The sequence below is a fragment of the Streptomyces sp. NPDC046335 genome, from assembly GCF_055587985.1.
In genome coordinates, this window is the sequence record NZ_JBVJFF010000003.1 from 566,193 (window position 1) to 592,348 (window position 26,156).

The 26,156-nt window shown below is 71.0% G+C and carries 20 protein-coding genes; 5 read left to right on the plus strand and 15 right to left on the minus strand.

All coding sequences use genetic code 11. The features are described from left to right. Positions 1-6: 6 nt before the first annotated feature. On the minus strand, positions 7-1,071 hold the full coding sequence (locus ACZ6JY_RS09090) for a FecCD family ABC transporter permease (protein WP_469193771.1): 1,065 nt from the start codon (positions 1,069-1,071) through the stop codon (positions 7-9). 11 nt (positions 1,072-1,082) lie between these two features. Beyond that, positions 1,083-2,438: a lysine N(6)-hydroxylase/L-ornithine N(5)-oxygenase family protein gene (locus ACZ6JY_RS09095; RefSeq protein WP_469193773.1), complete on the minus strand. Its 1,356-nt coding sequence runs from the start codon at positions 2,436-2,438 to the stop codon at positions 1,083-1,085. Positions 2,439-2,686: 248 nt separating this feature from the next. Here ACZ6JY_RS09095 and ACZ6JY_RS09100 point away from each other — a divergent pair, with 248 nt between their 5' ends. Continuing rightward, positions 2,687-3,634 carry a methionyl-tRNA formyltransferase gene (locus ACZ6JY_RS09100; protein ID WP_469193775.1) on the plus strand — a complete coding sequence of 316 codons (948 nt, stop codon included), beginning with the start codon at positions 2,687-2,689 and terminating at the stop codon, positions 3,632-3,634. Positions 3,635-3,668: 34 nt separating this feature from the next. Here the strand turns inward: ACZ6JY_RS09100 and ACZ6JY_RS09105 are convergent, their stop codons facing one another. Next, entirely contained in the window at positions 3,669-5,828 is a 2,160-nt protein-coding gene (locus tag ACZ6JY_RS09105) for a RecQ family ATP-dependent DNA helicase (protein ID WP_469193777.1), read from the minus strand. A gap of 460 nt (positions 5,829-6,288) precedes the next feature. Here ACZ6JY_RS09105 and ACZ6JY_RS09110 point away from each other — a divergent pair, with 460 nt between their 5' ends. Beyond that, complete coding sequence (locus tag ACZ6JY_RS09110; protein WP_469193927.1) at positions 6,289-6,864, plus strand: hypothetical protein; 576 nt, start codon at positions 6,289-6,291, stop codon at positions 6,862-6,864. 149 nt (positions 6,865-7,013) lie between these two features. Here ACZ6JY_RS09110 and ACZ6JY_RS09115 read toward each other — a convergent pair whose 3' ends face one another. The 3 genes from ACZ6JY_RS09115 to ACZ6JY_RS09125 all read right to left on the minus strand — a co-directional run bounded on the left by ACZ6JY_RS09115 (position 7,014) and on the right by ACZ6JY_RS09125 (position 9,201). Then, positions 7,014-7,712 carry a hypothetical protein gene (locus ACZ6JY_RS09115; RefSeq protein ID WP_469193779.1) on the minus strand — a complete coding sequence of 233 codons (699 nt, stop codon included), beginning with the start codon at positions 7,710-7,712 and terminating at the stop codon, positions 7,014-7,016. Positions 7,713-7,791: 79 nt separating this feature from the next. Next, positions 7,792-8,493, minus strand: a complete 702-nt coding sequence (locus ACZ6JY_RS09120) for a ribonuclease HII (RefSeq protein WP_469193781.1) — start codon at positions 8,491-8,493, stop codon at positions 7,792-7,794. Positions 8,494-8,586: 93 nt separating this feature from the next. Then, positions 8,587-9,201 (minus strand): TetR/AcrR family transcriptional regulator, encoded by a 615-nt coding sequence (locus ACZ6JY_RS09125; RefSeq protein WP_469193783.1) that lies wholly within the window; start codon positions 9,199-9,201, stop codon positions 8,587-8,589. Positions 9,202-9,343: 142 nt separating this feature from the next. Here ACZ6JY_RS09125 and ACZ6JY_RS09130 point away from each other — a divergent pair, with 142 nt between their 5' ends. Further along, entirely contained in the window at positions 9,344-10,900 is a 1,557-nt protein-coding gene (locus tag ACZ6JY_RS09130; protein WP_469193929.1) for an MFS transporter, read from the plus strand. Between the two features lie 81 nt (positions 10,901-10,981). Here the strand turns inward: ACZ6JY_RS09130 and ACZ6JY_RS09135 are convergent, their stop codons facing one another. The 4 genes from ACZ6JY_RS09135 to ACZ6JY_RS09150 all read right to left on the minus strand — a co-directional run bounded on the left by ACZ6JY_RS09135 (position 10,982) and on the right by ACZ6JY_RS09150 (position 15,404). Further along, positions 10,982-12,781 carry a DUF4153 domain-containing protein gene (locus ACZ6JY_RS09135; protein WP_469193785.1) on the minus strand — a complete coding sequence of 600 codons (1,800 nt, stop codon included), beginning with the start codon at positions 12,779-12,781 and terminating at the stop codon, positions 10,982-10,984. 317 nt (positions 12,782-13,098) lie between these two features. Beyond that, entirely contained in the window at positions 13,099-14,016 is a 918-nt protein-coding gene (locus tag ACZ6JY_RS09140) for an ADP-ribosylglycohydrolase family protein (RefSeq protein ID WP_469193787.1), read from the minus strand. 12 nt (positions 14,017-14,028) lie between these two features. Continuing rightward, positions 14,029-14,688, minus strand: coding sequence for a histidine phosphatase family protein (locus ACZ6JY_RS09145; protein ID WP_469193789.1), 660 nt, complete (start codon positions 14,686-14,688; stop codon positions 14,029-14,031). Between the two features lie 110 nt (positions 14,689-14,798). Then, complete coding sequence (locus tag ACZ6JY_RS09150) at positions 14,799-15,404, minus strand: YdbC family protein (protein ID WP_469193791.1); 606 nt, start codon at positions 15,402-15,404, stop codon at positions 14,799-14,801. Between the two features lie 311 nt (positions 15,405-15,715). On the opposite strand from ACZ6JY_RS09150, the gene ACZ6JY_RS09155 reads away from it, so the two are divergent. Further along, complete coding sequence (locus ACZ6JY_RS09155) at positions 15,716-16,243, plus strand: TerD family protein (RefSeq protein ID WP_469193793.1); 528 nt, start codon at positions 15,716-15,718, stop codon at positions 16,241-16,243. A 69-nt stretch (positions 16,244-16,312) separates the two neighbouring features. Here ACZ6JY_RS09155 and ACZ6JY_RS09160 read toward each other — a convergent pair whose 3' ends face one another. Beyond that, on the minus strand, positions 16,313-19,216 hold the full coding sequence (locus tag ACZ6JY_RS09160; protein WP_469193795.1) for a vitamin B12-dependent ribonucleotide reductase: 2,904 nt from the start codon (positions 19,214-19,216) through the stop codon (positions 16,313-16,315). Positions 19,217-19,344: 128 nt separating this feature from the next. Beyond that, complete coding sequence (gene nrdR, locus ACZ6JY_RS09165) at positions 19,345-19,890, minus strand: transcriptional regulator NrdR (protein ID WP_469193797.1); 546 nt, start codon at positions 19,888-19,890, stop codon at positions 19,345-19,347. A 496-nt stretch (positions 19,891-20,386) separates the two neighbouring features. Here nrdR and lexA point away from each other — a divergent pair, with 496 nt between their 5' ends. After that, positions 20,387-21,160, plus strand: coding sequence for a transcriptional repressor LexA (gene lexA, locus ACZ6JY_RS09170; RefSeq protein ID WP_447040392.1), 774 nt, complete (start codon positions 20,387-20,389; stop codon positions 21,158-21,160). A 140-nt stretch (positions 21,161-21,300) separates the two neighbouring features. On the opposite strand, the gene ACZ6JY_RS09175 is transcribed toward lexA, so the two are convergent. The 3 genes from ACZ6JY_RS09175 to ACZ6JY_RS09185 are packed head-to-tail and all read right to left on the minus strand — an operon-like array spanning position 21,301 to position 26,148. Further along, positions 21,301-23,271 carry an ATP-dependent DNA helicase gene (locus ACZ6JY_RS09175; protein WP_469193799.1) on the minus strand — a complete coding sequence of 657 codons (1,971 nt, stop codon included), beginning with the start codon at positions 23,269-23,271 and terminating at the stop codon, positions 21,301-21,303. A 40-nt stretch (positions 23,272-23,311) separates the two neighbouring features. Next, a complete protein-coding gene (locus tag ACZ6JY_RS09180; protein WP_469193801.1) occupies positions 23,312-25,315 on the minus strand; it encodes an IucA/IucC family protein in 2,004 nt (667 codons plus the stop codon). A gap of 47 nt (positions 25,316-25,362) precedes the next feature. Continuing rightward, positions 25,363-26,148 (minus strand): GNAT family N-acetyltransferase, encoded by a 786-nt coding sequence (locus ACZ6JY_RS09185; protein WP_469193803.1) that lies wholly within the window; start codon positions 26,146-26,148, stop codon positions 25,363-25,365. Positions 26,149-26,156: the final 8 nt, after the last annotated feature.

Genomic DNA, 26,156 nt, shown 5'->3' on the forward strand with positions numbered 1-26,156 from the left:
TCTCGTTCATGCGCTCTTGAACTTTCCGCGCCAGACCAGGGCCGCGAAGAACGGGGCGCCCAGGAGGGCGACGACGACTCCGGCGTCGAGCTCGCCGGGGCGCACCACCAGGCGCCCCACGATGTCGCAGACCAGCAGGACGACGGCGCCGAGCAGACCCGCGTACGGCACGAGCCAGCGGTAGTCGGGGCCCGTCAGGTACCGGGCCACGTGGGCGACCATGAGGCCGACGAAGGCGATGGGGCCGCACGCCGCGGTGGCCGCTCCCGCGAGCAGGGTGATGGCGACGATGCCGACGGTCCGGCTCAGCGCGATGTTCACGCCGAGTCCGCGCGCCACGTCCTCGCCCAGGTTGAGCAGGTTGAGGGCGGGCAGCGTGGTGAGGGCGAGGACGAGCCCCGCGAAGATGAAGCCGGTCACCGGCCAGATGACGTCGAACGTCACGCCGGTCACGGAGCCCGCGTTCCAGAACCGCAGCGCGTTGAGCGACTTCTGGTCGGAGAGCGCGACCGCGGTGGTCATCGCCGCGAGGAACACGGTGATGCCCTGCCCGGCCAGCGCGAGCGTCAGCGGGTTCCCCGCCCCGCGGCCGATGCTCGCGAGGCCGAACACGACGACCCCGGCGACCGCCGCCCCCAGGAAGGCGAACCAGACGTACTGGAAGGGGTTGGAGAACCCGAACACCGCGGTCACGAAGACGACGGCGAACGACGCCCCCGCGTTCACGCCGAGCAGTCCGGTGTCCGCGATGGGGTTGCGCGTGTAGCCCTGGATCAGGGCTCCGCCGACCCCGAGGGCGATGCCCGCCACGATCGCCAGCACCGTCCGGGGCACGCGGACGGTCTCCACGATGAGCCTGATCTCGGTGAGCCGCCGGTCGGTGTCCGGCTCGGCGAAGAGCCCGTGCCACACCTCACCGGGGGTCAGCGCTCGCGCGCCGACGGCCAGCGACACCGCCGCCGCGACGACGAGGAGCACGGCGAGCGCGCCGAGCCCCGCAAGCCGCCGCCGTCGGCCTCCCGTTGTGCCCCCGGCCGTGGCCGCGGGGCGCTTCACCGCAGTCGTGCTCATGACGACGTACGTTATCGGGTGGTGCTGCCGGTGCCGTCGGCGACCGCCGTGGCCCCGTCGGAGGCGGGCGCGGCACGCCGGTCGAGCACCGAGTCCAGTATCTCGCCGACCCGGATCGCGATGTTGGACAGCAGGGACGAGGTGATGCCGTGGGTGTGCTCGGTGCCGCCCTGGAGGTAGATGCCGCAGGCCAGTTCGGGGTCGGTCGTCACGCGGTAGTCGCGCTCGACGCGGACGCGGCCCGCCTCGTCGCGCAGGCAGCGGTCGGCGACGTCGCCGAGCAGGCCGAGCGGGTCGGCGGGGCTGTAGCCGGTGGCGCACACCACGACGTCGGCGTCGAGGTGGGTCTCCTCGCCCGTGACGAGGGACGTCACGGTGGCGCGGACCGTGTCCTGCGCCTCCTTGACCTCGGAGAGCCGGGAGACGTTGAGGAAGCGCAGCCGCTCGGTGCCGAGGACCTTCTCCTGGTACATCTGCCGGTACAGGTCGTCGATCAGGTCGATGTCCACCACGGAGTAGTTGGTGTTCCCGTGGTAGTCCATCAGCCGGCTCTTCACGCCCTCCGGAGCGGCGTAGTACTCGTCGACCGCCCCCGGGTCGAAGATCCGGTTGGCGAAGCTGCTGTCGTCGGCGGGGCTGTAGCCGTAGCGCGAGAAGACGGCGCAGATCTCGGCCTCGGGGAAGCGGCGGTGCAGGTAGGCCACGTTCTCCGCGGCGCTCTGCCCGGCGCCCACGACGACGAACCGCGTGGGGTTCGTGCCCTCGATCTCGTCGACCTTCATGAGCAGTTCGGAGTTGTGCCAGACGCGGTCGCCGCGCTCGACACCCTCCGGCACGAGGGGACGCAGGCCGGTGCCGATGACCAGGTTGCGGGCGCGGTGGACCGCGAGGCCCTCCGCCGACCGGACCGTCACGTCGAGGAACTCGACGGCTCCGTCGCGGACGTGCGGCGTGACGCCGACGACCTCGTGGCCGTAGGAGACCATGTCGTCGACCTTGGCCGCGGCCCACTCGAGGTAGTCGTGGAACTCCACGCGCAGCGGGAAGAGGTTCTTGTGGTTGATGAAGTCGGTCAGCCGCCCCTTGGCCTTCAGGTAGCAGAGGAAGCTGAACTCGCTCGTGGGGTTCCGCTGCGTCACCAGGTCCTTCAGGAAGGACACCTGCATGGTCGCGTCGTCGATGAGCATGCCGCGGTGCCAGCCGAAGCGCGGCTGCTGCTCGAAGAAGTGAGCGGTGACCGCCTCCTGCCTGCCGACGCCTGCGTTGTGCTCGTTGAGCGCGATCGCCATGGCCACATTGGACGGTCCGAAACCGATTCCGATGAGGTCGTGGACCAGTGGTGCGTCGTCAGGAAGAACCTGTGACATGTCTCTCCCAATCGTGCGGGGAAGCCGCCTGTCAGGCGTGGGGAAGGTACGTGGAGCGGGCACGCCGACGGAGTGGCGCCACCAAACTTAGGTGAGCCTAAGCTAATCGCATCACCCTGTCGATAGGCAAGGCGAGCGACCGCGAGCGGGCCCCGGTCAACTGCGGCTTCGCGCGCGCTTGTTGCAAACTAAGGTGAGCCTTGCTTAACTTATTACTGGCCAAACCCCTGCCCAGAGGAGGAACCCCCATGCGGGTCGTCATGTTCGGTTACCAGACCTGGGGCCACCGCACCCTGCAAGCCCTGCTGGAGTCCGAGCACGACGTGGTCCTTGTCGTGACGCATCCCAAGAGCGAGCACGCGTACGAGAAGATCTGGAGCGACTCCGTCGCCGACCTCGCCGAGGAGCACGGTGTCCCGGTGCTGATCCGCAACCGGCCCGACGACGAGGAGCTGTTCGCGCGCCTCAAGGAGGCCGACCCGGACATCATCGTGGCCAACAACTGGCGTACGTGGATTCCCCCGCGGATCTTCGGCCTGCCGCGCCACGGCACCCTGAACGTCCACGACTCGCTGCTGCCGAAGTACGCGGGCTTCTCCCCGATCATCTGGGCGATGATCAACGGTGAGTCCGAAGTGGGCGTGACCGCGCACATGATGGACGACGAGCTGGACGCCGGTGACATCGTCCGGCAGGAAGCCGTCCCGGTCGGTCCGACGGACACCGCGACCGACCTCTTCCACAAGACGGTCGACCTGATCGCCCCCGTCACCATCGGCGCGCTCGACCTCATCGCGTCCGGGCGGACGGAGTTCACCAAGCAGGACCGCTCCCAGGCCAGCTTCTTCCACAAGCGCTCCGCCGAGGACATCCGCGTCGACTGGACCTGGCCGGCCGAGGACCTGGAGCGCCTGGTCCGCGCCCAGTCCGCGCCGTACCCCAGCGCCTACGCCTTCCACAAGGGCAAGCGGCTCGAAATCGTCACCGCGGTGGTCTCCGAAGGCCGCTACGGCGGTACGCCCGGCCGCATCTTCTACCGCGAGGGCGACGGCGTGGTGGTCGTCGCCGGAGCCGACGCCCGCACCGGCCGCAACCACGGCCTGGCCATCACGCGCGTACGGACCGAGGACGGCCGGGAGCTGCCCGCCACGGAGTACTTCACCTCCATGGGCGGCTACCTCACCAGCCGCCCCTGAGCCTCCGCCTCCGACACCGTGCCCGCGGCCCGGCTCACCCCGCCGCCGCGAGCACCAGCGGAAGGACCTGGCCGGCGCCCGCTCTGCGCAGCAGGCGGGCGGCGACCGCCAGGGTCCAGCCGGAGTCCGTGCTGTCGTCCACGAGCAGCACGGGCCCCGGAGCGGCGGCCAGGGCATCGGCGAGCTCGTCGGAGACGGCGAAGGCACCGGACAGGGCTCTGAGACGCTGGGCGGAATTGCTGCGGCGGGCCGCGTGCGCGCCCTGTGCCCCGGTGTACGTCAGCGTGCCCAGGAAGGGCAGGCGGCCGACGGACGCGATGCCCTGGGCGAGCGAACCGACCAGTTGCGGCCGGGACATCGACGGCACGGCGACGACGCCCACCGGCCGCGCCGGAGCGTCATCGGCCCCCGAGGCCCATCCCCCGCCGGAGCGCGCCCAGTCGGCGAGGACGTCCACCGCCGCGCGCAGGACGTCGTCAGGGACAGGGCCGTCAGACGCGTTCTCCGCGAGCAGCGGCCGCAGGCGGTTGCCCCAGCCGATGTCCGAGAGCCGTCCGATGGCACGTCCGGTGGAGCACTGCTCCTTCGCCGGGATGCGCCCCTTGAGATCGACGCCGAGGGCGGGCATGCCCGTCGGCCACATGCGGCGCGGCTCGACCTCCACGCCAGGGCGGTCCAGCTCCTTGGCCGCCCCCGTCAGCGTCTCGGCCGACACGGCCGAATCCGCCCACGGGCCCGCGCAGTTGTCGCAGCGGCCGCAGGGAACCGCCCCCTCGTCGTCGAGCTGCCGGCGCAGGAACTCCATGCGGCACTCGGTCGTGCTCACGTAGTCCCGCATGGCCTGCTGCTCGGCCGCCCGCTGCTTCGCCACCCAGGCATAGCGCTCGGCGTCGTACATCCAGTCGGCGCCCGTGGCCGTCCAGCCGCCCTTGACCCGCTTGACCGCGCCGTCGACGTCGAGAACCTTCAGCATGGTCTCCAGGCGGGTGCGCCTGAGGTCCACCGACGCCTCCAGGGCCGGTACGGACAGCGGTCTGCCCGCGTCCGCGAGGGCCGCGAGGGTCTGCCGCACCTGCGTCTCGGGCGGGAAGGCCGTATCGGCGAAGTAGCGCCAGATGGCCTCGTCCTCCTTGCCGGGCAGGAGCAGTACGTCGGCGTGCTCGACGCCGCGGCCCGCGCGCCCGACCTGCTGGTAGTACGCGATCGGCGAGGACGGCGAACCGAGGTGGACCACGAAGCCCAGGTCCGGCTTGTCGAAGCCCATGCCGAGCGCCGACGTCGCGACCAGCGCCTTGACGCGGTTCTCCTGGAGGTCGGTCTCGGCCTGGAGCCGGTCGGCGTTCTCCGTGCGCCCCGTGTAGGAGGCCACGTCGAAGCCGCGCTGCCGCAGGAAGGCGGTGGCCTCCTCGGCCGCGGCCACCGTGAGCGCGTAGATGATCCCGGAACCCTTCAGCTCCGACAGGTGCTCGGCCAGCCAGCCCAGGCGGTGCGCGGCGTCCGGCAGCCGGACCACGCCGAGGCGCAGGCTCTCCCTCTCCAGCGTGCCGCGCAGCACCAGGGCCTCGCCCGCGCCCGTGCCGAGCTGCTCGGCCACGTCCGCGGTCACCCGTGCGTTCGCCGTCGCGGTGGTGGCGAGCACCGGGACGCCCTCCGACAGCTCGGCGAGCATCGCGCGCAGCCGGCGGTAGTCGGGGCGGAAGTCATGGCCCCAGTCGGAGATGCAGTGCGCCTCGTCGACCACGAGCAGACCGGTCGTGGCCGCGAGCTCGGGGAGCACCTGCTCGCGGAAGTCCACCGAGTTGAGCCGCTCGGGGCTGACCAGGAGGACGTCGGTCTCGCCGCGCTCGACCTCTCCGTAGATGGTCCCCCACTCCTCGGGGTTGGCGGAGTTGATGGTCCTGGCCTGGATTCCGGCCCGCGCCGCCGATTCCACCTGGTTGCGCATGAGCGCGAGCAGCGGCGAGATGATCACCGTGGGGCCCGCGCCGCGGCGGCGCAGCAGGGCGGTCGCGACGAAGTACACCGCCGACTTGCCCCAGCCGGTGCGCTGCACCACCAGGGCGCGTCTGCGCTCCTTCACCAGGGCGGTCACGGCCTGCCACTGGTCCTCGCGCAGCCGCGCCGCACCGCTCGGGTCGCCGACGAGATCGGCGAGGATTGCATCGGCTTCGGCGCGGAGCTCCAGATCGTCCATGCCCCCATGCAACCCGATGCCACTGACAATCGGCCACTTCACCGCCGCCGCCCGCCCGGACCTCGGTGATCACGGGCCGTCCGTACGGGGGCGGCGGGCCTCTGAACACGGCTCTGTACACAACCGCGGTGAGCGTCGAGGGCCGTGAAGTGGGGAAGGATATACACGACGCATCGTCCGATACCGGCGTGCGGCCCCAATTGTTCATTGCCGCGAGCCGGTGCGGCGGGAAGAATTGGAACCGCTCCCCCGCGCGGTCCGCGACCCGCGGAAGCCATGTCGTGGCGCGCTCCCGCAGACCCATCCCGCCCTCCGTGCGGGCGCAGCCGAAGGGAGGACCGTGACCTTCGGATTCGCCTCGTTCGAGGAGACGCACAGGGCCGATGAGACGCCCGGGGCCAAGAAGGCGCGTGAGGCGTCCGAGCTCCCGGGCGCCTGGCTGCCCTCCACCGCGGCCGAGATGCCCGTCGACTCCGCGCACCGGCTGGCCCGCATGCTCGAACCGGAGGAGTGGGCCGCCGCGGGCATCCCGCTGCTGCGCAATCCGCGCGAGGTCGTGAACGGCCTGCACTTCCGGCACCGGCCCGGCCCCGCGACGGCGGTCGTGGCCGTGCTCGACGCCGACGAACGGCTCTGTGCGAGCGCCTCGTTCACCCGGCGCGCGACGGCGACCGACGGCTGGGTCTTCCGCAACGCACTGCTGTCGCAGTTGCGCCGGGTCATCCCGCACGACCTGCGGCGCCGCACCCCGGTGCGCACGGCCGTGCTGCTCTACTGCCGTGACGGCGACGCGCGTTGGACCCCGGAGGACGGTGCCTGGATGTGGGGCCTACGGGACGCCTGCACACTGCACGGACTGCGCTGCGGGGCCTACATCACCCTGACCCGCGACGGCTGGCAGGTGTTCGGCGAGGGACGCGGCGGCCGCCGACCCAGCGCCGGTTCGCGCCCCGAGCCCCTGACCGGAGCCGATCCTCCGGCGAACCGCACCGGAGGCGCGGCGTCGGAGATGCTCCGCCGGACGGCGGCACGCTGAGGCCACGCCACGTACGACAGCGTTCGTACGCGGTGGCCGCGGGGGCCGACGGCCGGTGTGCGGACACGGCAAGGCCGCGCCGAACGGCACGTGGTCACGTACCGGTCAGCGCGGACTCCGCAGCGGACCGCGGCGGCCGGGCGTGAGCGTCAGACGCCCGCGCCCAGCGTCGAGTTGATCCGCTGCGGGTCCCCGCACACGATCAGCAGGACGCCTGCCCGGGTGACGGCCTCGGGGAGCGCGGCGAGCGCGCTCTCCTCGCCGCCGTTGACGGCGACGACGACCACGGGCCGGGCCGCGGCACGGTCGAGGGCGGCGGCGTCCGCGTAGAAGACGTCGTCGCCCGCGTCGTGCTGGGCCCAGTAGGCGGCCTCGCCGAAGGACAGCTCGTGCGTGGCCCACGGGTGCGGGTCGCCGGTGGTGATCACCAGGACGTCCCCGGGCGCCCGACCGGCGTCCAGGAGCAGGTCGACCGCCTCTTCGGCCGCGTCCAGCGCGCCCTCGGCCGAGGCCGGGATGAGCTGGATCTGCGGGGCCGAAGCGGTGGCACCGTCGGCGGGAGCCGCGGCGGCCACCGGGGCCGCGCTGCTCGTGGCGGGGGCGGGTGCGGGTGCGGCCGGAGCCGGGGCGGCCGGGGCCGCGGGTCCCGGCTTGGCGGCCGCGGCGTGCGGCGCGCGCTGCGCCGACGGCATCGGCCGGGCAGGGCCCGGACGGCCGGGGCGCGGCGGTGCCGCGGGACGCGGACCGGGTACGGGGCGGGGGGTCGGCGCTGTGCGGCCGCTGGCCGGCGTGGCGCTGGGACCCTGGGCACTCTCGGGAATCTGAGGCTCCTCGGGCAGGAGAGGCATGAAGTGTTGTCTATCAAACGCCGACGCGAATCGCGTCGGCGGGTGGCACAAAAGTGCGGCCGGAAGCGCCGGTAAAGGGTCAGAACTCAAAGCCGAGCTGGCCCTCGATTTCCGGAACATTTCCGTCCGCCCAGCTGCGGGCCTTCTTGAGGTGCCGCCACTGGGGCAGCGCATCAAGATACGCCCACGTAAGCCGGTGGTACGGGGTGGGGCCCCGCTCCGCCAGCGCGGCCTTGTGCACCGGCGACGGATAGCCGGCATTGGCCGCGAAACCGAAGTCTGCATGGTCGATGCCCAGTTCGGCCATCATTTTGTCGCGCCGGACCTTGGCGATCACCGAAGCCGCGGCGACGGCCACGCAGGACTGGTCCCCCTTGATCACCGTACGGACCCGCCAGGGAGTTCCGAGGTAGTCGTGCTTGCCGTCGAGGATGATCGCGTCCGGACGGACCGGCAGCCCCTCGAGAGCGCGCACCGCGGCGAGCCGAAGCGCCGCCGTCATGCCCATCTCGTCGATCTCCTCGTGCGAGGCGTGACCGAGGGCGTGCGAGGTGACCCAGCCCTCCAGCTCCTGGGCGAGCGCGGTGCGCCGCTTGGGGCTGATCAGCTTGGAGTCGGTGAGGCCCTCGGGAGGCCTGCGCAGGCCCGTGACCGCCGCGCAGACGGTGACCGGTCCTGCCCACGCACCGCGCCCGACTTCGTCGACACCGGCGACGATCTTCGCTCCGGTGGTGGCGCGCAGGGAGCGCTCGACGGTGTGGGTGGGTGCTTCGTACGGCATGGCGCTAGCAAGCCTACGCCGCCCGGGGCCGCCGGTGACACCCGGCTCCCCGTAAGCCCGCGGAGTGCCTGCGAGAAACCGTCCCGGCGCGGCTCAGCGGCGCAGCAGCGGCACCATCACCTGGTCGATGAACGCCTCGAACTCCTCGTCCGTCCATTCGCTCCCGCACACCTTGGAGCGGTACATCAGCATGGCGGGAATGACGTCGCAGACATAGGCGCCCGTAGCGCCGGAACGGACCTCTCCGCGCTCAATTCCACGCCGTATGACTTCCTTGATCAACTGAACGCCCGGATTCACGACGCCCTCGAAGATCACGTCATGGAAGCGTTCGGCCGTTGTCGTGTCGCATTCGTGAAGCACCGCACGCAGCGCGAATCCGGGGCGTGAATACATCGCCTCCCGCATCCGCCCGCACAGCTCAAGAAGATCGTCCCGGACGCTTCCGAGCTCGGGCACGCTGTCGAGGCGCGGCAGGCCGGCCCGCAGGGCGTGCACCACCAGGTCCTCCTTCGACGGCCAGCGGCGGTAGACCGCCGCCTTGCCCGTCTGCGCGGCCGCGGCCACGCCCTCCATCGTCAGACCGCCCCAGCCGACCGTACTGAGCTGCTCCAGGGCGGCCTCCAGGATCGCCTGCTCCAGGACAGGTCCCCGGCGCCGTGGGGAAGCCGTCCGAGCGGGGACGGCGGTCCAGCGCGAAGTAACCATGTGTCTTCTTTCCATCGGCCAACGAGCCTGCGAGCGACCGTGATTGGGGTCAGTGAACGCTTGCGTTCACTGTAGGAGAGTCACTACCTTCGTTCGGGACAGTGAACGGGACCGTTCACTAAAGCACTTGCGGGGGATCATGGTGCCAACCTCTCAACTGACGCGCGACCACAAGCCGGACAAAGCTCGCCGGGAGGGACATCCCGGCCTCGCGCTCACCATCATCGCGGCCTGCCAGCTCATGGTGGTCCTGGACGCGACGATTGTGAACATCGCGTTGCCCCACATCCAGGGGGCCCTCAACTTCTCGACGACCGACCTGACATGGGTCGTCAGCGCGTACACCCTCACGTTCGGCGGCCTCCTCCTGCTCGGCGGTCGAGCCGGGGACATCCTGGGACGCCGCCGCGTCTTCATGGCCGGCATCCTTCTGTTCACGGCCGCCTCGCTGCTCGGCGGCTTCGCGCAGGAGCCCTGGCAACTGCTCGCCGCGCGGGCCCTGCAGGGCGTCGGCGGCGCGATAGCCTCGCCGACCTCGCTGGCCCTCATCACGACGACCTTCCCCGAAGGACCGGAGCGGAACCGCGCGTTCGGCGTCTTCGCCGCCGTATCCGCCGGTGGCGGCGCGATAGGGCTCCTCGCGGGCGGCATGCTCACCGAGTGGCTCGACTGGCGCTGGGTGCTGTTCGTGAACGTGCCCATCGGCATCCTGATCGCCGTCCTCACCCCGCTCTACATCAACGAGTCCGAGCGTCACCCCGGCCGCTTCGACCTGCCGGGCGCGCTCACCTCGACGCTCGGCATGGCCTCGCTCGTCTACGGCTTCATCAGGTCCGCCGAGGAGGGCTGGCGCGACGGGCTCACCGTGGCGTCGTTCGTGGCGGCGGTCGTCCTCCTCGCGGCGTTCGCGTTCATCGAGAGCCGCGCCAAGGAGCCGATCACCCCGCTCCGCATGTTCGCCGACCGCAACCGCTCCGGCTCGTACGTGATCATGCTCAGCCTCGCCGCGGCGATGTTCGGGATGTTCTTCTTCATCGTGCTCTTCGTGCAGAACGTCCTGGACTACACCCCGATCGAGGCGGGCCTCGCCTTCCTGCCCGTCACGGCCGTGATCGCGCTCGGTGCCGGTCTGTCGCAGAAGTTCCTCCCGGTGCTCGGCCCCAAGCCGTTCATGGTGACGGGTTCGGCCATCGTCGCCGTCGGACTGGGCTGGCAGACCCTGATCAGCCCCGACAGTTCGTACGCGGGCGGAGTGCTCGGCCCGATGCTGCTCTTCGGGTTCGGCATGGGCCTGAACTTCGTGACCCTGACACTGACCGCGGTCTCCGGAGTCGCCCCCCACGAGGCGGGCGCGGCGTCCGGGCTGCTCAACGTCACCCAGCAGGTCGGTGGCTCGCTCGGCCTCTCCATCCTCACCACGGTGTTCGGCACGGCCAACCGGAACGAGGCCGAGGACCAGGTGGCGGACTTCATGGCCCACGCGTCCCCGGAGCAGAAGGCCGAGTTCGCGAAGACGCACGAACTGCCCGCTCCCTGGAGCCACGAGGTGCTCTCCGAGGGCATCTCGACGGCCTTCATACCGGCGGTCGCGATGGCCCTGCTCGCCCTGGCCACCGCGGTACTGGTGATCCGCGTACGCAAGAGCGACCTGGACGCGCTCTCCGGTACCGCGAGCGCGGCGGGGCCCGTGGGCGGCTGACCGCACCTCTCCTGGAGGTGCCGGGTCGCTCCCGGAGGTGCTGGGCCGCCACGCCACCCTGGCGGCCCGGCACCGTCCGCGTCAGGGGACCGAGCTGTACGGAGTGGACGGCGGGTCGGTCCGCGTTCGGCCGCAGACGACGGGGTCCGGCGTGGGCGGCCGGTCCTCGATGATCGCCCGGGCCCGGGCCTCGCCCAGGCTCAAGGCGTACCAGGGCGGGCGCTCGGCCCCGAGGCCGTCGGCGATGTCCTCGATGGCGCAGGAGCGCCGCGGCTCGGGCAGCCCGTCCAGCGCGGGCACCGCGTCCGCCGAGAGCTGCCGCGCGTAGTCGAGGTCGAACTTGCCGGTCTTCTCGTACCGCTGCACGTTGCGCTCCGCGATCAGCGCGTCCGGCGAGAGCAGCCCGAAGGCCAGCACCCCGGCGGCCGCGCTCGCGGCCACGGCGCGCGGCAGCCATCGGGCGCCCCAGACCCCGGCGGCCATGATGAGCAGGATGATCACGCCGAGCCACAGCTCCACGGCGACGACCGATATCCGCAGCCTGGTCAGGCCGTACGCCTCCACGTACATGTCCATCCTGCGCACCGCCGACGCCACCACGACGAGCGTCAGCGCGCAGAGCGCGCCGAGCACCGAGCGCACCAGCACGCGGTCCTTGGCACCACCGCGCGGGGCCCAGCGCAGCGCGAACACGATGACGACGAGCGTGAGGACCGTGGCGAGCAGGAGCTGCCAGAAGCCTTGCCGCGCGTAATCGGAGTGCGAGAGTCCGGTCTTGTCGAGGACGGCGTCGTGACCGCCGAAGAGGACCGCGAGCTGGACGGCGTTGAACGCCGCGAACAGGGCATTGAGCACGATGAGCGGCAGCGCCCACTCCACCCGGCTCCTGGGCCGCCCCGGGTGCACCACGAGCCGGTCCCAGCGGATGGGGGAGGCCGCCGTGTGCGCCGCGGCGAGCGCGCCGGCCACCCCGACGGCCAGCAGCAGGACGCGCCACGGGCCCTCGGCCACGGAGACGTCGGGCGTCAGGTCGCCCAGCAGTCCGGCGAAGGCGGCGTCCGCCCCGGCGAACAGCGCGCCGAAGACGACGAGCAGCGCGGCGGTGACCGCGACCGCCCGCAGCGCGGGCCCGGCGCCCCGTGCGCCGCCCAACTGCCCGCGCGCCCCGCGCCATCCCCAGCCGAGGCCCTTCACGATGCCGTCGAACAGGCCCAGGGGGCTCAAGAGCACGCCGAGCCAGGTCCGGCAGCCGTGCAGCGCGAACGAGCCGAGCGCGACCGAGGAGACCACCGCGAGGAACGACGGCCATCCCGCGTCACGCAGGGCGGGCACGATCAGCAGGGCGAGCCCGCCGACCGCCCATGTCAGCGACCACGCGCGTGGCCTGCGCCCGGTCGGCCGAGCGGCGTAGTAGGCGGCCAGTGTGGCCGGAAGGGCGACGATCAGCAGGTTCAGCGCCAGACCGTCCCCCAGGAGCAGCATGGCCAGTACGCCGGTGGCGAGCACGGAGCAGAGCGTGGCCGTCCGCACGGGCCGAGGCGGCTCGGCCCGCAGATCGGCGAGCAGGGGGGCGTCGTCGGCCCCGGGGTGCTCCCAGGCGGCCGTCCTCTTGCCGCCGCCGGGTGCCGTACCGCCACTCGGCGGCGGATCACCACCCGGCGGTCTCTCGCCCGCGGCCGGCGGTCTGTCGCCTGCGGCCGGCGTGCCGGAGCCCGCGGCTGATGCGCCGGAGCCTTCGGCCGGCGTGCCGGAGCCCCCGGCTGATGCGCCGGAGCCCGCGGCTGATGTGCCGGAGCCTTCGGCTGGTGCGCCGGAGTCGGCCGTTGGCGCGCCGGAGTCGGCTGCTGGTTCGCCGGAGCCTTCGGCTGGTGTGTCGGACACGGGACCCCCTCCCGGCCGGCGCGCCCGGCGCGGCACGCGGCGGTGCAGAGGGCCGCGGGGCTGCCGGGGACCGGCATCTCGTTCAGTGCGCGCCGGCAAGATCAACGGGCGGCGCGGACCACAGTAACCGCGCGACCGTCGTACGCCCCCGGCCCGCACCCCCCTGTGTCATGACCGTGACAGCGGCCCTGCCCGCAGCCATGTGAGACCGCAGCCCGTGCCCTCAGCCGTGTGAGACCCAGCCGTGCCCGCAGCCGCGAGGCCGAGCCGTAACCGCAGTCATGAGGCCGCAGCCCCCCTGGACGGCTTCGGGAGAGCTAAGAGCGGCCTCGCGCGCCCGCGGGAAGCCAGCCGGGCAGTTCCTCCGTGCGCTCCAGCCACTCCCCCGGCGGCGCCCCGCCCTCGCCGGAAGCAACCACTCCGCCAACGATGGCGCAGGTCGTGTCCATGTCGCCGCCGACCTGAGCGGTGTCCCAGATGGCCCGCTCGTACGCCCCGAGACCACGGGCCGCCGACCAGAGCGCGAACGGCACCGTGTCATGGGCCGTCGTACGGCGCCCGCATCCCAGGACCGCCGCGACAGTGGCCGCGTCTCCGTAGTCGAGCATGTCCCGCGCCCTGCGCAGCCCCGCCCCCACGGCACTGCGCGGCACCAGCGCGATGACTCCGTCGAGGAGATCCTTCGGCGTGGGCGGCCCGGAGGGCGCGGCAACCAGCGCCGCCGCCGCGGCCACCGCCATGGCGCCGACCACGGCCTCCCGGTGCTGGTGCGTGGGGTAGGCCGAGATCTCCGCCTGGTGCGTCGCCTGCTCGGGGTCGTCCGCGTACCAGGCGCCGAGGGGCGCGATCCGCATCGCGGCGCCGTTCCCCCAGGAGCCCTGCCCCTTGAAGAGCGCGGAGGCCAGCTCCCGCCAGTCCCCGCCCTCGCGGACCAGCCGCAGCAGACGGTTGACGGCCGGGCCGTAGCCTCGGTCGAAGTCATGGTGCTCGGCGAACGACAGGGCGAGCGCGTCCTGGTCGATCCGCCGGTGCCCGATGAGGATGGCGAGCACGGAGCAGGCCATCTCGGTGTCGTCGGTCCACTGCCACGGAGCGTCCGGCAGCTGCCGCTTCTTGAGCAGCGGGTAGTGCGCGGGCACGAAGAACTGAGAACCCAGCGCGTCTCCCACCGCCAGTCCGCGCAGGCTGGCGAGAGCGCGCTCCATGCGCCGGTCGAAGGAGGAGTCAGCGGTCATCGCTCAGCCACTCTATCCGGTGATGCCGTACGGCTCCGGCTCACGCCAGCGCTCGAACGGCCGGTCAAGTGCGTACTTGCCGTCGTCGCCGAGCACCAGCATCCTCATGTCGCCGTTCCCGGGGTTCGCCAGCGACTCGAACGCGGCCACCGACCAGTGGAACCAGCGCATGCAGAACAGCCGCATGGTGAGCCCGTGCGTGACAAGGAGGACGTTCGGCGGATGGTCCGGGGCCTCGAAGCTCCGGTAGAGGCTCTCCAGGAACGCCCCCACCCTGTCGTACACGTCCGCGCCCGACTCGCCCTGCGCGAAGCGGTAGAAGAAGTGCCCGTACGCGTCCCGGTACGCCTTCTGGAGGCGCACGTCGTCCCGGTCCTGCCAGTTGCCCCAGTCCTGCTCCCGCAGCCGGGGCTCCTCCCGCACCCGTATGAGATCGGGGTCGAGCCGGAACGCCTGGAGCGTCTCGTGCGTACGCCGGTACGGCGAGACGTACACGCTCACCCGCTCCCGGCCGATCACCTCATGGAGGCGTTTTCCCGCGTCTGCCGCCTGGGACCACCCCGTCTCGGTGAGGGCGAGCGCGTGATCGGGTTCGCGCTCGTACACGGTGTCGTCGGCGTTCCCCGCCGACTCGCCGTGCCGGACCAGGATGATGCGCCGCGGGCGTGCCATGCGGAAACCCTAGATCGGACCGGTGCCGGACGGCTCAACCGGGTCGCCGTCCGGACTCCATCCGGCGTACTCCACGCCGCACGGCCGCGGGGCCGGCCCGCGGACGGGGATCACACCGTCCACGACGGTTCGAGGTCGACGACGTCCCCCGCGAGCGCGGCGACATCCGCCTCCGTCTGGGCCCGCAGCGAGAGCCGCTCCACCCGCTCGACGCGGTATTTCCCGCGCTCGGCGGCGGACTGCCACATGGAGAGCACCAGGAACTCATGGCCCGGTGCCTCGCCGAAGAGCCCGCGCAGCATGCCCGGCGAGCCGGCCATCGCGGGGTTCCAGACCTTCTGCTGCATCAGGGCGAAGTGCTCCACCCGCGCCTCGTGGATCCGGCAGTGCGCGACACGCACCACGTCGGCGTCCGTGAAACGCGGTTCGAACCCGGTCTTCACGTCGAACCGGTGGTCGAAGAGCTTGGCCTGCGCGTTCGTGTACGTGCCTCCCTGCGCGGCGGCGAGCCGGTCATGGGAACGGGCCATGAAGGAGTCGTAGAAGGCCCGGCTCTCCCAGAAGGTGAAGACGTGCGCGATGCCAGGCCGCCCCCGGCTCCACCCCCCGCCCTGCCCCCGGAATCCCGGCTCCCCCAAAAGCCCCGCCCACTTCCGCTGCCCGCGTTCGAACCCACGACGGTCCACCACAGTGCAGCGAATCCACTTGACCAGCACCGCGCCATCGTACGGCGCGGAGCGCGGCAGGGGTCACGCTCCGGTGCAGTGCACCCTGATCAGCCCGGCAATGTCGGCGGAATCCAGTTCGACGCCGAACTCCCGCACGAGAAACGTCCGCCAATTCGCTCACAGGAACGGCCCGTTCGGCCGCCGCGTCACCGGCGGACACACTTCACCGCGCGCCGTCCGGCCCAGTTGCGCGCCTGTGACCAGCGGCGCTACGACGTTGTCAGTCGCACGTCGTAGCGTGTGCGGGGTCAGAGCCTGGCCGGTCGGCAGCGTCCAGGTCACGAAGAGGGGCGGGTCACGTGAGCAGTGTCAGCAAGGGGATCAAGAAGGTCGAGGTCGGTCTCAAGTGGGACCCGAGCCCGGCGGGCGAGCCGCCCAACGACCTCGACATCATCGCGGCGACGTATGAGGCGGACGCTCCGTACGGAGCCCCCGTGTACCTGGTGCACTTCGACAGCCGTTCGCCCGACGGCACGATCCACCTCAACCGCGACAGCCGCACGGGCCAGGGCTTCGGCTTCGACGAGGTCATGGTGCTCGAACTGGACCGCCTCGCGGCCCGGTACGTCCGCGTCGTGGTGGGCGTGGCCATACAGCAGCAGGACGGCGGCAAGGTCCTCGGCGACATCCCCAACACCGCCGTCCGCATCCGCGAGGACCACACGGCCCTGGCGGAGAGCGACCTGTCCCCCGTCTCGGGCAGCACGGCGGCGACCGTCGCCGAGTTCACCAGGGACGAGTCGGGCGCCTGGTCGTTCCGCGAGGCCATCCGCGGCTTCGACGCCGACCCGACGTCCTTCGCGTCCCTGATGGGGGCCGAACACTGACGAGGCGGCGGAGCCGATATCCCGGCTCCGCCGCCCTGACCGCCGCTCACTCAGCGACGGTTCCCGTCATCAGCTGCAGCCGCTGGTGGACCCGCAGCCCTCGCAGATGTAGCAGGAGCCCGCCCGCTGCATCTTCGTGCCGCAGGAGAAGCACAGCGGCGCGTCGGCCTGGATGCCCAGCTGCATCTCGACCAGCTCGGCGCTGGTGTGCGCCTGCTGCGGGGCGGCCTTGGCCGACTCGGCCTCGGCCTTCGGCGTGGCGACCGCCTTCAGCGACTCGGGCTGCCGCGGAGCGGACTGCGCGAGCGTCTCGACCTCGACCTCGGACTCGTCCAGGGACGGCTCGTACGAACCGGTCTCCAGGTGACGCTGGCGCTCCTCGGCGGAGTGGATGCCGAGCGCGGAGCGCGTCTCGAAGGGCAGGAAGTCCAGCGCCAGGCGGCGGAAGATGTAGTCGACGATCGACTGCGCCATCCGCACGTCCGGGTCGTCCGTCATGCCGGCCGGCTCGAAGCGCATGTTCGTGAACTTGGAGACGTACGTCTCCAGCGGCACGCCGTACTGCAGACCGACCGAGACGGCGATGGAGAAGGCGTCCATCATGCCCGCGAGGGTCGAGCCCTGCTTGGACATCTTCAGGAAGACCTCGCCGAGACCGTCGTCCGGGTAGGAGTTGGCGGTCATGTAGCCCTCGGCGCCACCCACGGTGAAGGAGGTGGTGATCCCCGGACGGCCCTTGGGAAGGCGCTTGCGGACGGGGCGGTACTCGACCACCTTCTCGACCGCGGCACGGATCGTGTCCTCGGTCTTCTCGGTGACCTCGGCCTTCTCCTTCTCCTTCGTCTTGGCGGAGAGGGGCTGGCCGACCTTGCAGTTGTCGCGGTAGATGGCGAGCGCCTTGACGCCCATCTTCCACGCCTCGTAGTAGACCTCTTCGACGTCCTCGACGGTGGCGGTCTCCGGGAGGTTGACCGTCTTGGAGAGGGCGCCCGAGATCCACGGCTGGATCGCGGCCATCATGCGGACGTGGCCCATCGCGGAGATGGAACGCTCGCCCATCGCGCAGTCGAAGACCTCGTAGTGCTCGGTCTTCAGGCCCGGGGCGTCGATCACATTGCCGTGGTCGGCGATGTGGGCGACGATCGCCTCGATCTGCTCCTCCTGGTAGCCCAGGCGGCGCAGGGCCTGCGGCACGGTGCCGTTGACGATCTGCATCGAGCCGCCGCCGACCAGCTTCTTGAACTTGACCAGGGCGAGGTCGGGCTCAAGGCCGGTGGTGTCGCAGGACATCGCGAGACCGATGGTGCCGGTCGGGGCGATGACGGAAGCCTGCGAGTTGCGGAAGCCGTTCTTCTCGCCGAGGCGGAGCACGTCCTGCCAGGCCTCCGTGGCGGCGGCCCAGATCGGCGTGTCCAGGTCGTCCACGCGAGGCGCCGTGGCGTTGGCGTCGGAGTGCTGCTTCATGACGCGCTTGTGCGGCGTGGCGTTCTTGGCGTAGCCGTCGTAGGGGCCGACGACCGCGGCGAGCTCGGCGGAACGCTTGTACGACGTACCCGTCATCAGCGACGTGATGGCGCCGGCCAGGGAGCGGCCGCCGTCGGAGTCGTAGGCGTGACCGGTGGCCATCAGGAGGGCGCCGAGGTTGGCGTAGCCGATGCCGAGCTGACGGAAGGCGCGGGTGTTCTCGCCGATCTTCTGCGTCGGGAAGTCCGCGAAGCAGATGGAGATGTCCATCGCGGTGATGACCAGCTCGACGACCTTGGAGAAGCGCTCGGCGTCGAAGGACTGGTTGCCCTTGCTGTCGTCCTTCAGGAACTTCATCAGGTTCAGCGAGGCGAGGTTGCAGGACGTGTTGTCCAGGTGCATGTACTCGCTGCACGGGTTCGAGCCGTTGATACGGCCGGACTCCGGGCAGGTGTGCCAGGCGTTGATGGTGTCGTCGTACTGGATGCCCGGGTCGGCGCAGGCCCAGGCGGCCTCGGCCATCTTGCGGAAGAGCGACTTGGCGTCGACCTCCTCGATGACGTCGCCCGTCATGCGGGACGTGAGGCCGAACTTGCCGCCCTCCTCGACCGCCTTCATGAACGTGTCGTTCACGCGGACCGAGTTGTTGGCGTTCTGGTACTGGACGGACGTGATGTCGTCGCCGCCCAGGTCCATGTCGAAGCCCGCGTCGCGCAGGGCGCGGATCTTCTCCTCTTCCTTCACCTTGGTCTCGATGAAGCCCTCGATGTCGGGGTGGTCGACGTCGAGGATGACCATCTTGGCCGCGCGGCGCGTGGCGCCACCGGACTTGATGGTTCCCGCGGAGGCGTCGGCACCGCGCATGAAGGAGACGGGACCCGAGGCGTTGCCGCCGGAGGACAGCAGCTCCTTGGAGGAGCGGATGCGGGAGAGGTTCAGGCCGGCGCCGGAGCCGCCCTTGAAGATCATGCCCTCTTCCTTGTACCAGTCGAGGATCGACTCCATGGAGTCGTCGACGGCCAGGATGAAGCAGGCGGAGACCTGCTGCGGCTGGGGCGTACCGACGTTGAACCAGACCGGGGAGTTGAAGCTGAAGATCTGGTGCAGGAGGGCGTAGGCCAGCTCGTGCTCGAAGATCTCGGCGTCAGCGGGCGAGGCGAAGTAGCTGTGGTCCTCGCCTGCCTTGCGGTAGGTCTTCACGATGCGGTCGATCAGCTGCTTGAGGCCGGTCTCGCGCTGCGGGGTGCCCACGGCGCCCCTGAAGTACTTGCTGGTGACGATGTTGACCGCGTTCACCGACCAGAAGTCGGGGAACTCGACGCCACGCTGCTCGAAGTTGATCGAGCCGTCGCGCCAATTGGTCATGACGACGTCACGGCGCTCCCAGGCCACCTCGTCGTACGGGTGCACGCCGGGGGTCGTGTGGATGCGCTCGATACGCAGACCCTTGCTGGCCTTGGACCCCTTGGCGCGGGAACCTCGTGCCGGGCCGCTCGTCGTCTCGGTCATGCCGCCTCCCTGTTTCAGGCTAAAACGCCCTGAAGTGCCACGTTCTTCCCATGGCACGGATGTGTGTCTGATGTCGCGGGCATCACGAAGGACGCCCTCGACAGGTCTGTTTGCCGCCGCTCGGCCGGTCAGTCGGCGGCGGTGGCGGGCACGGGGACTTCGACAGTCCCGCCGGGCCCGCGGTCATTCACGACGCGCTCTCCGCCCGCGTCGCACGGCTCCGCGTCGAGCCGCTGTTCCCTGAGCTCCCCGATGGCGGCTTCGAAGTCCTCGAGCGAGTCGAAGGCGCGGTACACGGACGCGAAACGCAGGTAGGCGACGAGGTCGAGCTCCTGCAGCGGGCCCAGTATGGCCAGGCCGACGTCGTGAGTGGTGAGCTCCGCGCTGCCGGTGGCCCGCACCGCCTCTTCGACCCGCTGGCCGAGCACGGCGAGTGCGTCCTCGGTGACCGGCCGCCCCTGGCACGCCTTGCGAACGCCGTTGATGACCTTCGTACGGCTGAAGGGCTCGGTCACCCCGCTGCGCTTGACCACCATCAGTGAGCATGTCTCCACGGTCGTGAAACGACGGGAGCAGTCCGGGCACTGACGGCGCCTACGGATCGACGTGCCGTCGTCGGTGGTGCGACTGTCGACTACACGGCTGTCGGGGTGCCTGCAGAAGGGGCAGTGCATGGAACTCCCAACCCTCCTTCATGGCATGACTCGTACGCCTCAGTGGGCTGTTGAGCCCCTCGAAGCAGCCCCAAGCATAGGCGATCCCAGGAGCCCCGAAAGCCCCGGGACCACTAGTTCTGGGCTGCGGATGCAAACTAGCCACTACATGTGGGGTTCGGCTACACCTGGCGCCCCGAGCGTGTCGTACCGGCCGGACGGTCGGCGGACAGCCGAAAGCCTCGGACGCGGCGCTCGCGGCGGGGGCCCGGTGCCGGGCCGGCGGGGCACTGGATGGCAGTATGGGAGCCCTGCGGAGGAGCTCGCGACCACAGCGGTGAAGCGTACCGTAATGAGCCGAATTGCCCTTCGACCCGAATGTGAGCCATACACCCGGACGCATGATCACGGCAGGTAATCGCCGATTTTTCACTCGAACGTGTGTTTGGCGCAACCTTTCGAAAGCAACTACCGTTGGCTAGCTAGGGAGAGAACATCTCGAGAGGGGCCGACCGAAGTGACCACCACCGCAGACAGCGCCACCATCACTGCCCAGAGCCGACTCGAGCCGGTGCATGCCATGAATGACGCAGCCACGAACCAGGAGGGGCCCACGCCCTCTCGCTCCCTGCCGGGCCGACCTCCAGGCATCCGCGCCGACAGCTCGGGCCTCACGGACCGGCAGCGCAGGGTCATCGAGGTCATCAGGGACTCAGTGCAGCGGCGCGGATACCCACCGTCGATGCGGGAGATCGGGCAGGCCGTCGGTCTTTCCAGCACCTCATCGGTCGCCCATCAGCTGATGGCCCTGGAGCGCAAGGGCTTCCTGCGCCGCGACCCCCACCGCCCCCGGGCGTACGAGGTGCGCGGCTCGGACCAGCCGAGCAGCCAGCCCACCGACACCACCGGCAAGCCGGCCGCTTCGTATGTCCCGCTGGTCGGCCGCATCGCCGCCGGTGGTCCGATCCTGGCCGAGGAGTCGGTGGAGGACGTCTTCCCCCTCCCCCGACAGCTGGTCGGCGACGGCGAGCTCTTCGTGCTCAAGGTCGTCGGTGACTCGATGATCGAGGCCGCGATCTGCGACGGCGACTGGGTCACCGTCCGCCGTCAGCCCGTCGCGGAGAACGGCGACATCGTGGCGGCCATGCTCGACGGCGAAGCCACGGTCAAGCGCTTCAAGCGCGAGGACGGGCACGTGTGGCTGCTCCCTCACAACTCCGCGTACCAGCCGATCCCCGGCGACGAGGCCACCATCCTCGGCAAGGTCGTGGCGGTGCTGCGGCGGGTGTGAGCATCCGCCTCTGACCGGACCCCGGAACCAACTGCGCCGGTTCCGGGGTCCTGCTGTGTCTGGGGTCCTGCTGTGTCTGGGGTCCTGCTACGTCGGAAGGCGCACCGCGCCCGCGTCGCGGGGCCGGGCCGGGCCGGGAGCTACGCCTCGTCCGCCTTCGCCACGGCGTCGATCGCGGCCAGGGAGCGGCGCACCTGATTGCGGTCGGTCGTGTACCAGAAGTCGGGCAGCGAGGCCCGCAGATAGCTGCCGTACCGCGCGGTCGCCAGCCGGGGGTCCAGGACGGCGACCACACCGCGGTCCCCCGTCGCCCGTACGAGACGGCCGGCGCCCTGCGCCATCAGCAGTGCGGCGTGCGTGGCCGCGACCGCCATGAAGCCGTTGCCCCCGGCCTCGTCGACCGCCTTCTGGCGGGCGCTCATCAGCGGGTCGTCCGGCCGCGGGAACGGGATCTTGTCCATGACCACGAGCTGACAGCTCGGGCCCGGCACGTCCACGCCCTGCCAGAGCGAGAGCGTCCCGAAGAGGCAGGTCCGCGCGTCCGCGGCGAAGCCCTTGATCAGCTCGCCGAGCGTTTCCTCGCCCTGAAGCAGGATGGGCATGTCCAGGCGGCCGCGCAGCTCCTCCGCGGCGCCCTGGGCCGCCCGCATGGAGGAGAACAGGCCCAGCGTGCGGCCACCGGACGCCTCGATCAGCTCGGCCAGCTCATCGAGCATGTCGTCGCGGGTTCCCTCACGCCCCGGGCGGGCCAGGTGCTTCGCCACGTAGAGGATGCCCTGCTTGCCGTAGTCGAACGGTGAGCCGACGTCCAGGCCCTTCCATGCGGGCGCGTCCTCGGCTTCGGTGCCCTCCGGGGCGAGCCCGAGGGACGCCCCCACGCCGTTGAAGTCGCCGCCGAGCTTGAGCGTGGCCGACGTCAGGGTCACCGAGCGGTCACTGAACAGCTTTTCCCGCAGGAGACCGGACACGGACATCGGGGCCACCCGCAGCGAGGCGCCGAAGCGGTCGTGCCGCTCGTACCAGACGACGTCCCACTCGGAGCCGTTGGTGATCCGCTCCGCCACGTCGTGAATCGACTCCACCGAGGCGAGCGCCTGCTTACGGACGGCGTCCTCGTCCTGGACCGACTTGTCCCTGGTGGAGCCGAGCGCCGTGATCACCGTGCGCGCGGCGTCCCGCAGGGCCATCAGGGCATAGCCGAGGTCCTCGGGGATCTCCTCCAGGCGGCCGGGCAGGGCCAGCTCCATCAACCGCTCGAAGCCTTCGGAGGCGGTCTGGAGCTGGTCGGCCGCTTTTTCGTTGACGAGCTTGGCCGCGCGCCGCACCGCCCGGTTGACCTGTCCGGGCGTGAGCTCGCCCGTGGCGACGCCGGTGACCCGGGAGACCAGCTCGTGGGCCTCGTCCACGATCAGGACTTCGTGCTGGGGCAGCACGGGGGCGCCTTCGATGGCGTCGATCGCGAGCAGCGCGTGGTTGGTGACGACGACATCGGCGAGCTTGGCGCGCTCGCGGGCCGCCTCCGCGAAGCACTCCGCTCCGTAGGCACACTTCGAGGCGCCGAGGCACTCCCGGGAGGAGACCGAGATCTGGGCCCAGGCCCGGTCGGAGACACCTGGGGTGAGGTCGTCGCGGTCGCCCGTCTCGGTCTCGTCCGCCCAGTCCCGCATCCTGAGCAGGTCCTGGCCCAGCTTGCTGGTGGGGGCGGCCGCCTCGAACTGGTCGAAGAGGCCCTCCTCCTCGTCCTGCGGCATGCCCTCGTGCAGCCGGTGCAGACACAGGTAGTTCGAGCGGCCCTTGAGCATCGCGAACTGCGGGCGGCGGCGCAGCAGCGGGTGCAGCGCGTCCACCGTGCGCGGCAGGTCCCGCTCCACGAGCTGGCGCTGGAGGGCGAGCGTGGCCGTGGCGACCACCACCCGCTCCCCGTGCGCCAGTGCGGGGACCAGATAGCCGAGGGATTTACCCGTGCCGGTGCCGGCCTGGACCAGCAGGTGGGAGCCGTCGTCGATCGCCGCGGCGACGGTCTCGGCCATGGACACCTGGCCAGGCCGCTCCGTGCCGCCGACAGCGGCGACGGCGGCGTGCAGGAGCTCGGGGAGGGAGGGCTTCGTCATAGCCCGACCACCCTACGGTGCCCCACTGACAATCCCGCGGTCACGGCTGGTGCAGAGGGTTGGGCACCGTTCCGTGCACGGCGGCGTGCGGGCGCTGCGGACGGTCGCGGTAGCCGTCGAGGTGGAGCCGGTTCCGGTTGAGGCACAGCCGCTCGATACGCGGTGTGAGCAGGTCGAACATCGCGTACCGCTCCTTCATCTCCGGGGCGCGCGCCTGGTGCCGCAGGATCTCGGTACGCACGCCGTGCCAGAAGTCGGCCTCGCTGACGCCCAGTTGCTCCTCGCACAGCGGCGCGAGATAGCGGAAGACCCCCACGAAAAGACCGGAATGGATGAACTGGGTGAGGAACTCGGGCGGCTCGGTGAGCAGGACCTCACGCACGTCCTCGGGCATCGAGTCGTGCTCGGGCAGCGGCACGGCGCTCACGTTGACGTCGTCCACGAAGTCCTTCACCGCGAGCCGGACGGGCACATCCTTGTCGTCGAAAACGACGATGGCGTTCTCCCCGTGGGGCGAGAAGACGGTGCCGTAGCGGTAGAGGAAGTGCAGCAGCGGGGGCAGCAGGGCGGCGAAGAGCCGGCGCAGCCAGGCGGCGGGGGTCAGCCCCGAGCGTTCGACGAGTTCCGCCACGAAGGCCCTGCCCTCGGGGTCGGTGTGCAGAAGGGAGGCGAGCGTACGCGCGCGTTCGTCCGGGGCGAGGTACCGGCTGATCGGTTCGCGCCAGATGGCGCCGAGCAGCTCTCTGTACTGGTACGGGACCTCGGGCAGCCCGTCGTATACCGGGTGCTCGACGGCGACGGACGCCACCTCGCCGAGCAGGATCACCCCGCACTCGTCGCGCAGGAAGGGGTCGGCGTCGCGCAGGGCGTGCATCCACGCCGTGACGGCGGGGGCGGCGACCGTGCGTTCGGTGGGCAGGCCGCGCCACACCAGCGTGTTCAGAACCGACAGCGGCAGTTTCACGGAGTGGCGGTCCGGGCGGGACATGTTCAGGAATGTCCGGATGGACTGCTGGGGAAGGCGCAGGTCGCCGTCGCTGCCCAGGGGGACGATGGCGTCGGCGGCGACGGACGGGGCGAAGAGCGGCAGCACGATCTCGTCCCACTGCCAGGGGTGCACGGGCAGGTAGAGATATTCGCGCGGATCGAGCCCACGCGCGCGGAGTAACTCCTCGAAGGACTCCTGGGTGACTGCGGTGAGCTCGCGGGCGTAGAGCTGCGGGGCGGTGTCCAGGCCGGTGACGCCCCGGTAGACGGCGAGGTCGGTGCGGACCGCTATCCAGGGAAGCGTGGTGGGACGGCGGGCCTCGGGCGCCCAGCGGTCGGTGTCACTGGCCGAGAATCCGATGCGCCCCTTGTTGAGGACCAGCCAGGGGTGGCCGGTCTGGTGCCCTTCGAGCTCCGCGTATCCCAGGTCGGCGAGCCGCGCCGCGGGGAGCGCGGTGCCATCTATCCGCGTGTCGGAGCAGAGCGTGAAGCTGAGCTCGCGTACGAGGTGGCCGAGCGTGGCGCCGTCGAGCCCCAGCGTGCGGCGGGCGAGCACGAGGAACTTGAGGGGGTCGCCGAAGGGACGGGCATCGCCGCCGCCCTCGGCCAGGGTCAGGCTGTCCGGGTCCACGTACCAGCTGCCGTACGAGCCCCGCCGGGCCCGGAAGGAGAGCCGGCTGCCGCGGTCCCCGCCCTTCGCCGCAGGAGCCTCGGGCGGTTCGGTGACCTCGGCCCGGGCCGTGACATCGGCCTGGGCGGCGGCTTTGGCCGCCGCTACGGGCTCCTCCGCCTCGGCCGGGTCGATGCGGAGGAGGTAGGAGGAGGTTCCGCGGCCTACGCCGCGAGCCGACCCGCCCTCCTCGACCGGCATGGGCCGCGTGATCTCCTCGACCGGCTCCGGCCGGATGATCTCCTCGTACGCGAACTCGCCGATCATCTTCGCCAGCAGTCGGCGTCCGACCCCCCGCCATCTGTCCTGGGTCAGCTCGGGTGGGTCGTACAGCGCCGCGGCGGGGCGGGAACTCGGACTGCCGGACGGATCGGACGGATTCGGCACGGAGACTCCTCAGGGAGGGGAACCGGATCGGGTCGGGCGGAGTTGTACTAAGTGTGATCGGGTCGTAGCACTGCGCGCAGGGCCCGGTCGGAAATCATCAGCGCCGCACGCTTGTCGGGAAGATCGACTTCGGCGGAGAAGCGGAAGCCGGCGCTGAGGAACGCGGAGACGGAGGGGGTGTTGCGCAGGTCTGGTTCCGCCACGACGCGTGCGCAGGCGGGACGGTTTTCGAGTACCAGGTCCGCGACGGCCCTGAGCAGCGAAGTGCCGAGGCCTTGGCCGCGGTCGGCGACACCACCGATGAGGAGGTGGATCCCGGTGTCGTGCGGGCGCGCGGGGTAGTGACGTGCCAGCGGGTCGAGGTCCGCCCGGTAGATCTCCCAGTAGCTCATCGGTGTGCCGTGAAGGACTCCGAGGCAGGGGACGCTGCGCCCGTCTCCTTCGAGCTGGGGACGCAGGTGCGCCTCCGTCACGGCCTCGGGGCCCGCCAGTTCCCAGAAGGCCGAGACGGCGGGGTCGTTCATCCACCGGCTGATCAACGGGAGATCGCGTTCGAGGCGGACGGGTACGAGCTCGAAGACACCGGCGTCAGTGGCGGTCGGGCCCCAGTCGGCGACCCGGTCGAGCAGGTCGTCCGCCGCGAGGATGCCGGCGAGGCCGTCCGCCGCGCACCATCCGTGGCCGATGCCGGAGGCCAGTCGAGTTCGCTCGCCGGTGTCGGCCGGCAGGGAGGTCAGCTCTTCGGGCAGCCGCAGATCGAGGGTGTCCGCGGCATCGGCAGCGGCGGCTGCGGATCCGACTCCCGGGTCGGTGGGCGCATCGGGAGGAGGCACGGCATCGC

Coding starts and splice junctions, on each gene's coding strand:
- ACZ6JY_RS09090 (WP_469193771.1), bottom strand. CDS start 1,071: ATGAGCACGACTGCGGTGAAGCGCCCCGCGGCCACGGCCGGGGGCACA.
- ACZ6JY_RS09095 (WP_469193773.1), bottom strand. CDS start 2,438: ATGTCACAGGTTCTTCCTGACGACGCACCACTGGTCCACGACCTCATC.
- ACZ6JY_RS09100 (WP_469193775.1), top strand. CDS start 2,687: ATGCGGGTCGTCATGTTCGGTTACCAGACCTGGGGCCACCGCACCCTG.
- ACZ6JY_RS09105 (WP_469193777.1), bottom strand. CDS start 5,828: ATGGACGATCTGGAGCTCCGCGCCGAAGCCGATGCAATCCTCGCCGAT.
- ACZ6JY_RS09110 (WP_469193927.1), top strand. CDS start 6,289: ATGCCCGTCGACTCCGCGCACCGGCTGGCCCGCATGCTCGAACCGGAG.
- ACZ6JY_RS09115 (WP_469193779.1), bottom strand. CDS start 7,712: ATGCCTCTCCTGCCCGAGGAGCCTCAGATTCCCGAGAGTGCCCAGGGT.
- ACZ6JY_RS09120 (WP_469193781.1), bottom strand. CDS start 8,493: ATGCCGTACGAAGCACCCACCCACACCGTCGAGCGCTCCCTGCGCGCC.
- ACZ6JY_RS09125 (WP_469193783.1), bottom strand. CDS start 9,201: ATGGTTACTTCGCGCTGGACCGCCGTCCCCGCTCGGACGGCTTCCCCA.
- ACZ6JY_RS09140 (WP_469193787.1), bottom strand. CDS start 14,016: ATGACCGCTGACTCCTCCTTCGACCGGCGCATGGAGCGCGCTCTCGCC.
- ACZ6JY_RS09145 (WP_469193789.1), bottom strand. CDS start 14,688: ATGGCACGCCCGCGGCGCATCATCCTGGTCCGGCACGGCGAGTCGGCG.
- ACZ6JY_RS09160 (WP_469193795.1), bottom strand. CDS start 19,216: ATGACCGAGACGACGAGCGGCCCGGCACGAGGTTCCCGCGCCAAGGGG.
- nrdR (WP_469193797.1), bottom strand. CDS start 19,890: ATGCACTGCCCCTTCTGCAGGCACCCCGACAGCCGTGTAGTCGACAGT.
- ACZ6JY_RS09175 (WP_469193799.1), bottom strand. CDS start 23,271: ATGACGAAGCCCTCCCTCCCCGAGCTCCTGCACGCCGCCGTCGCCGCT.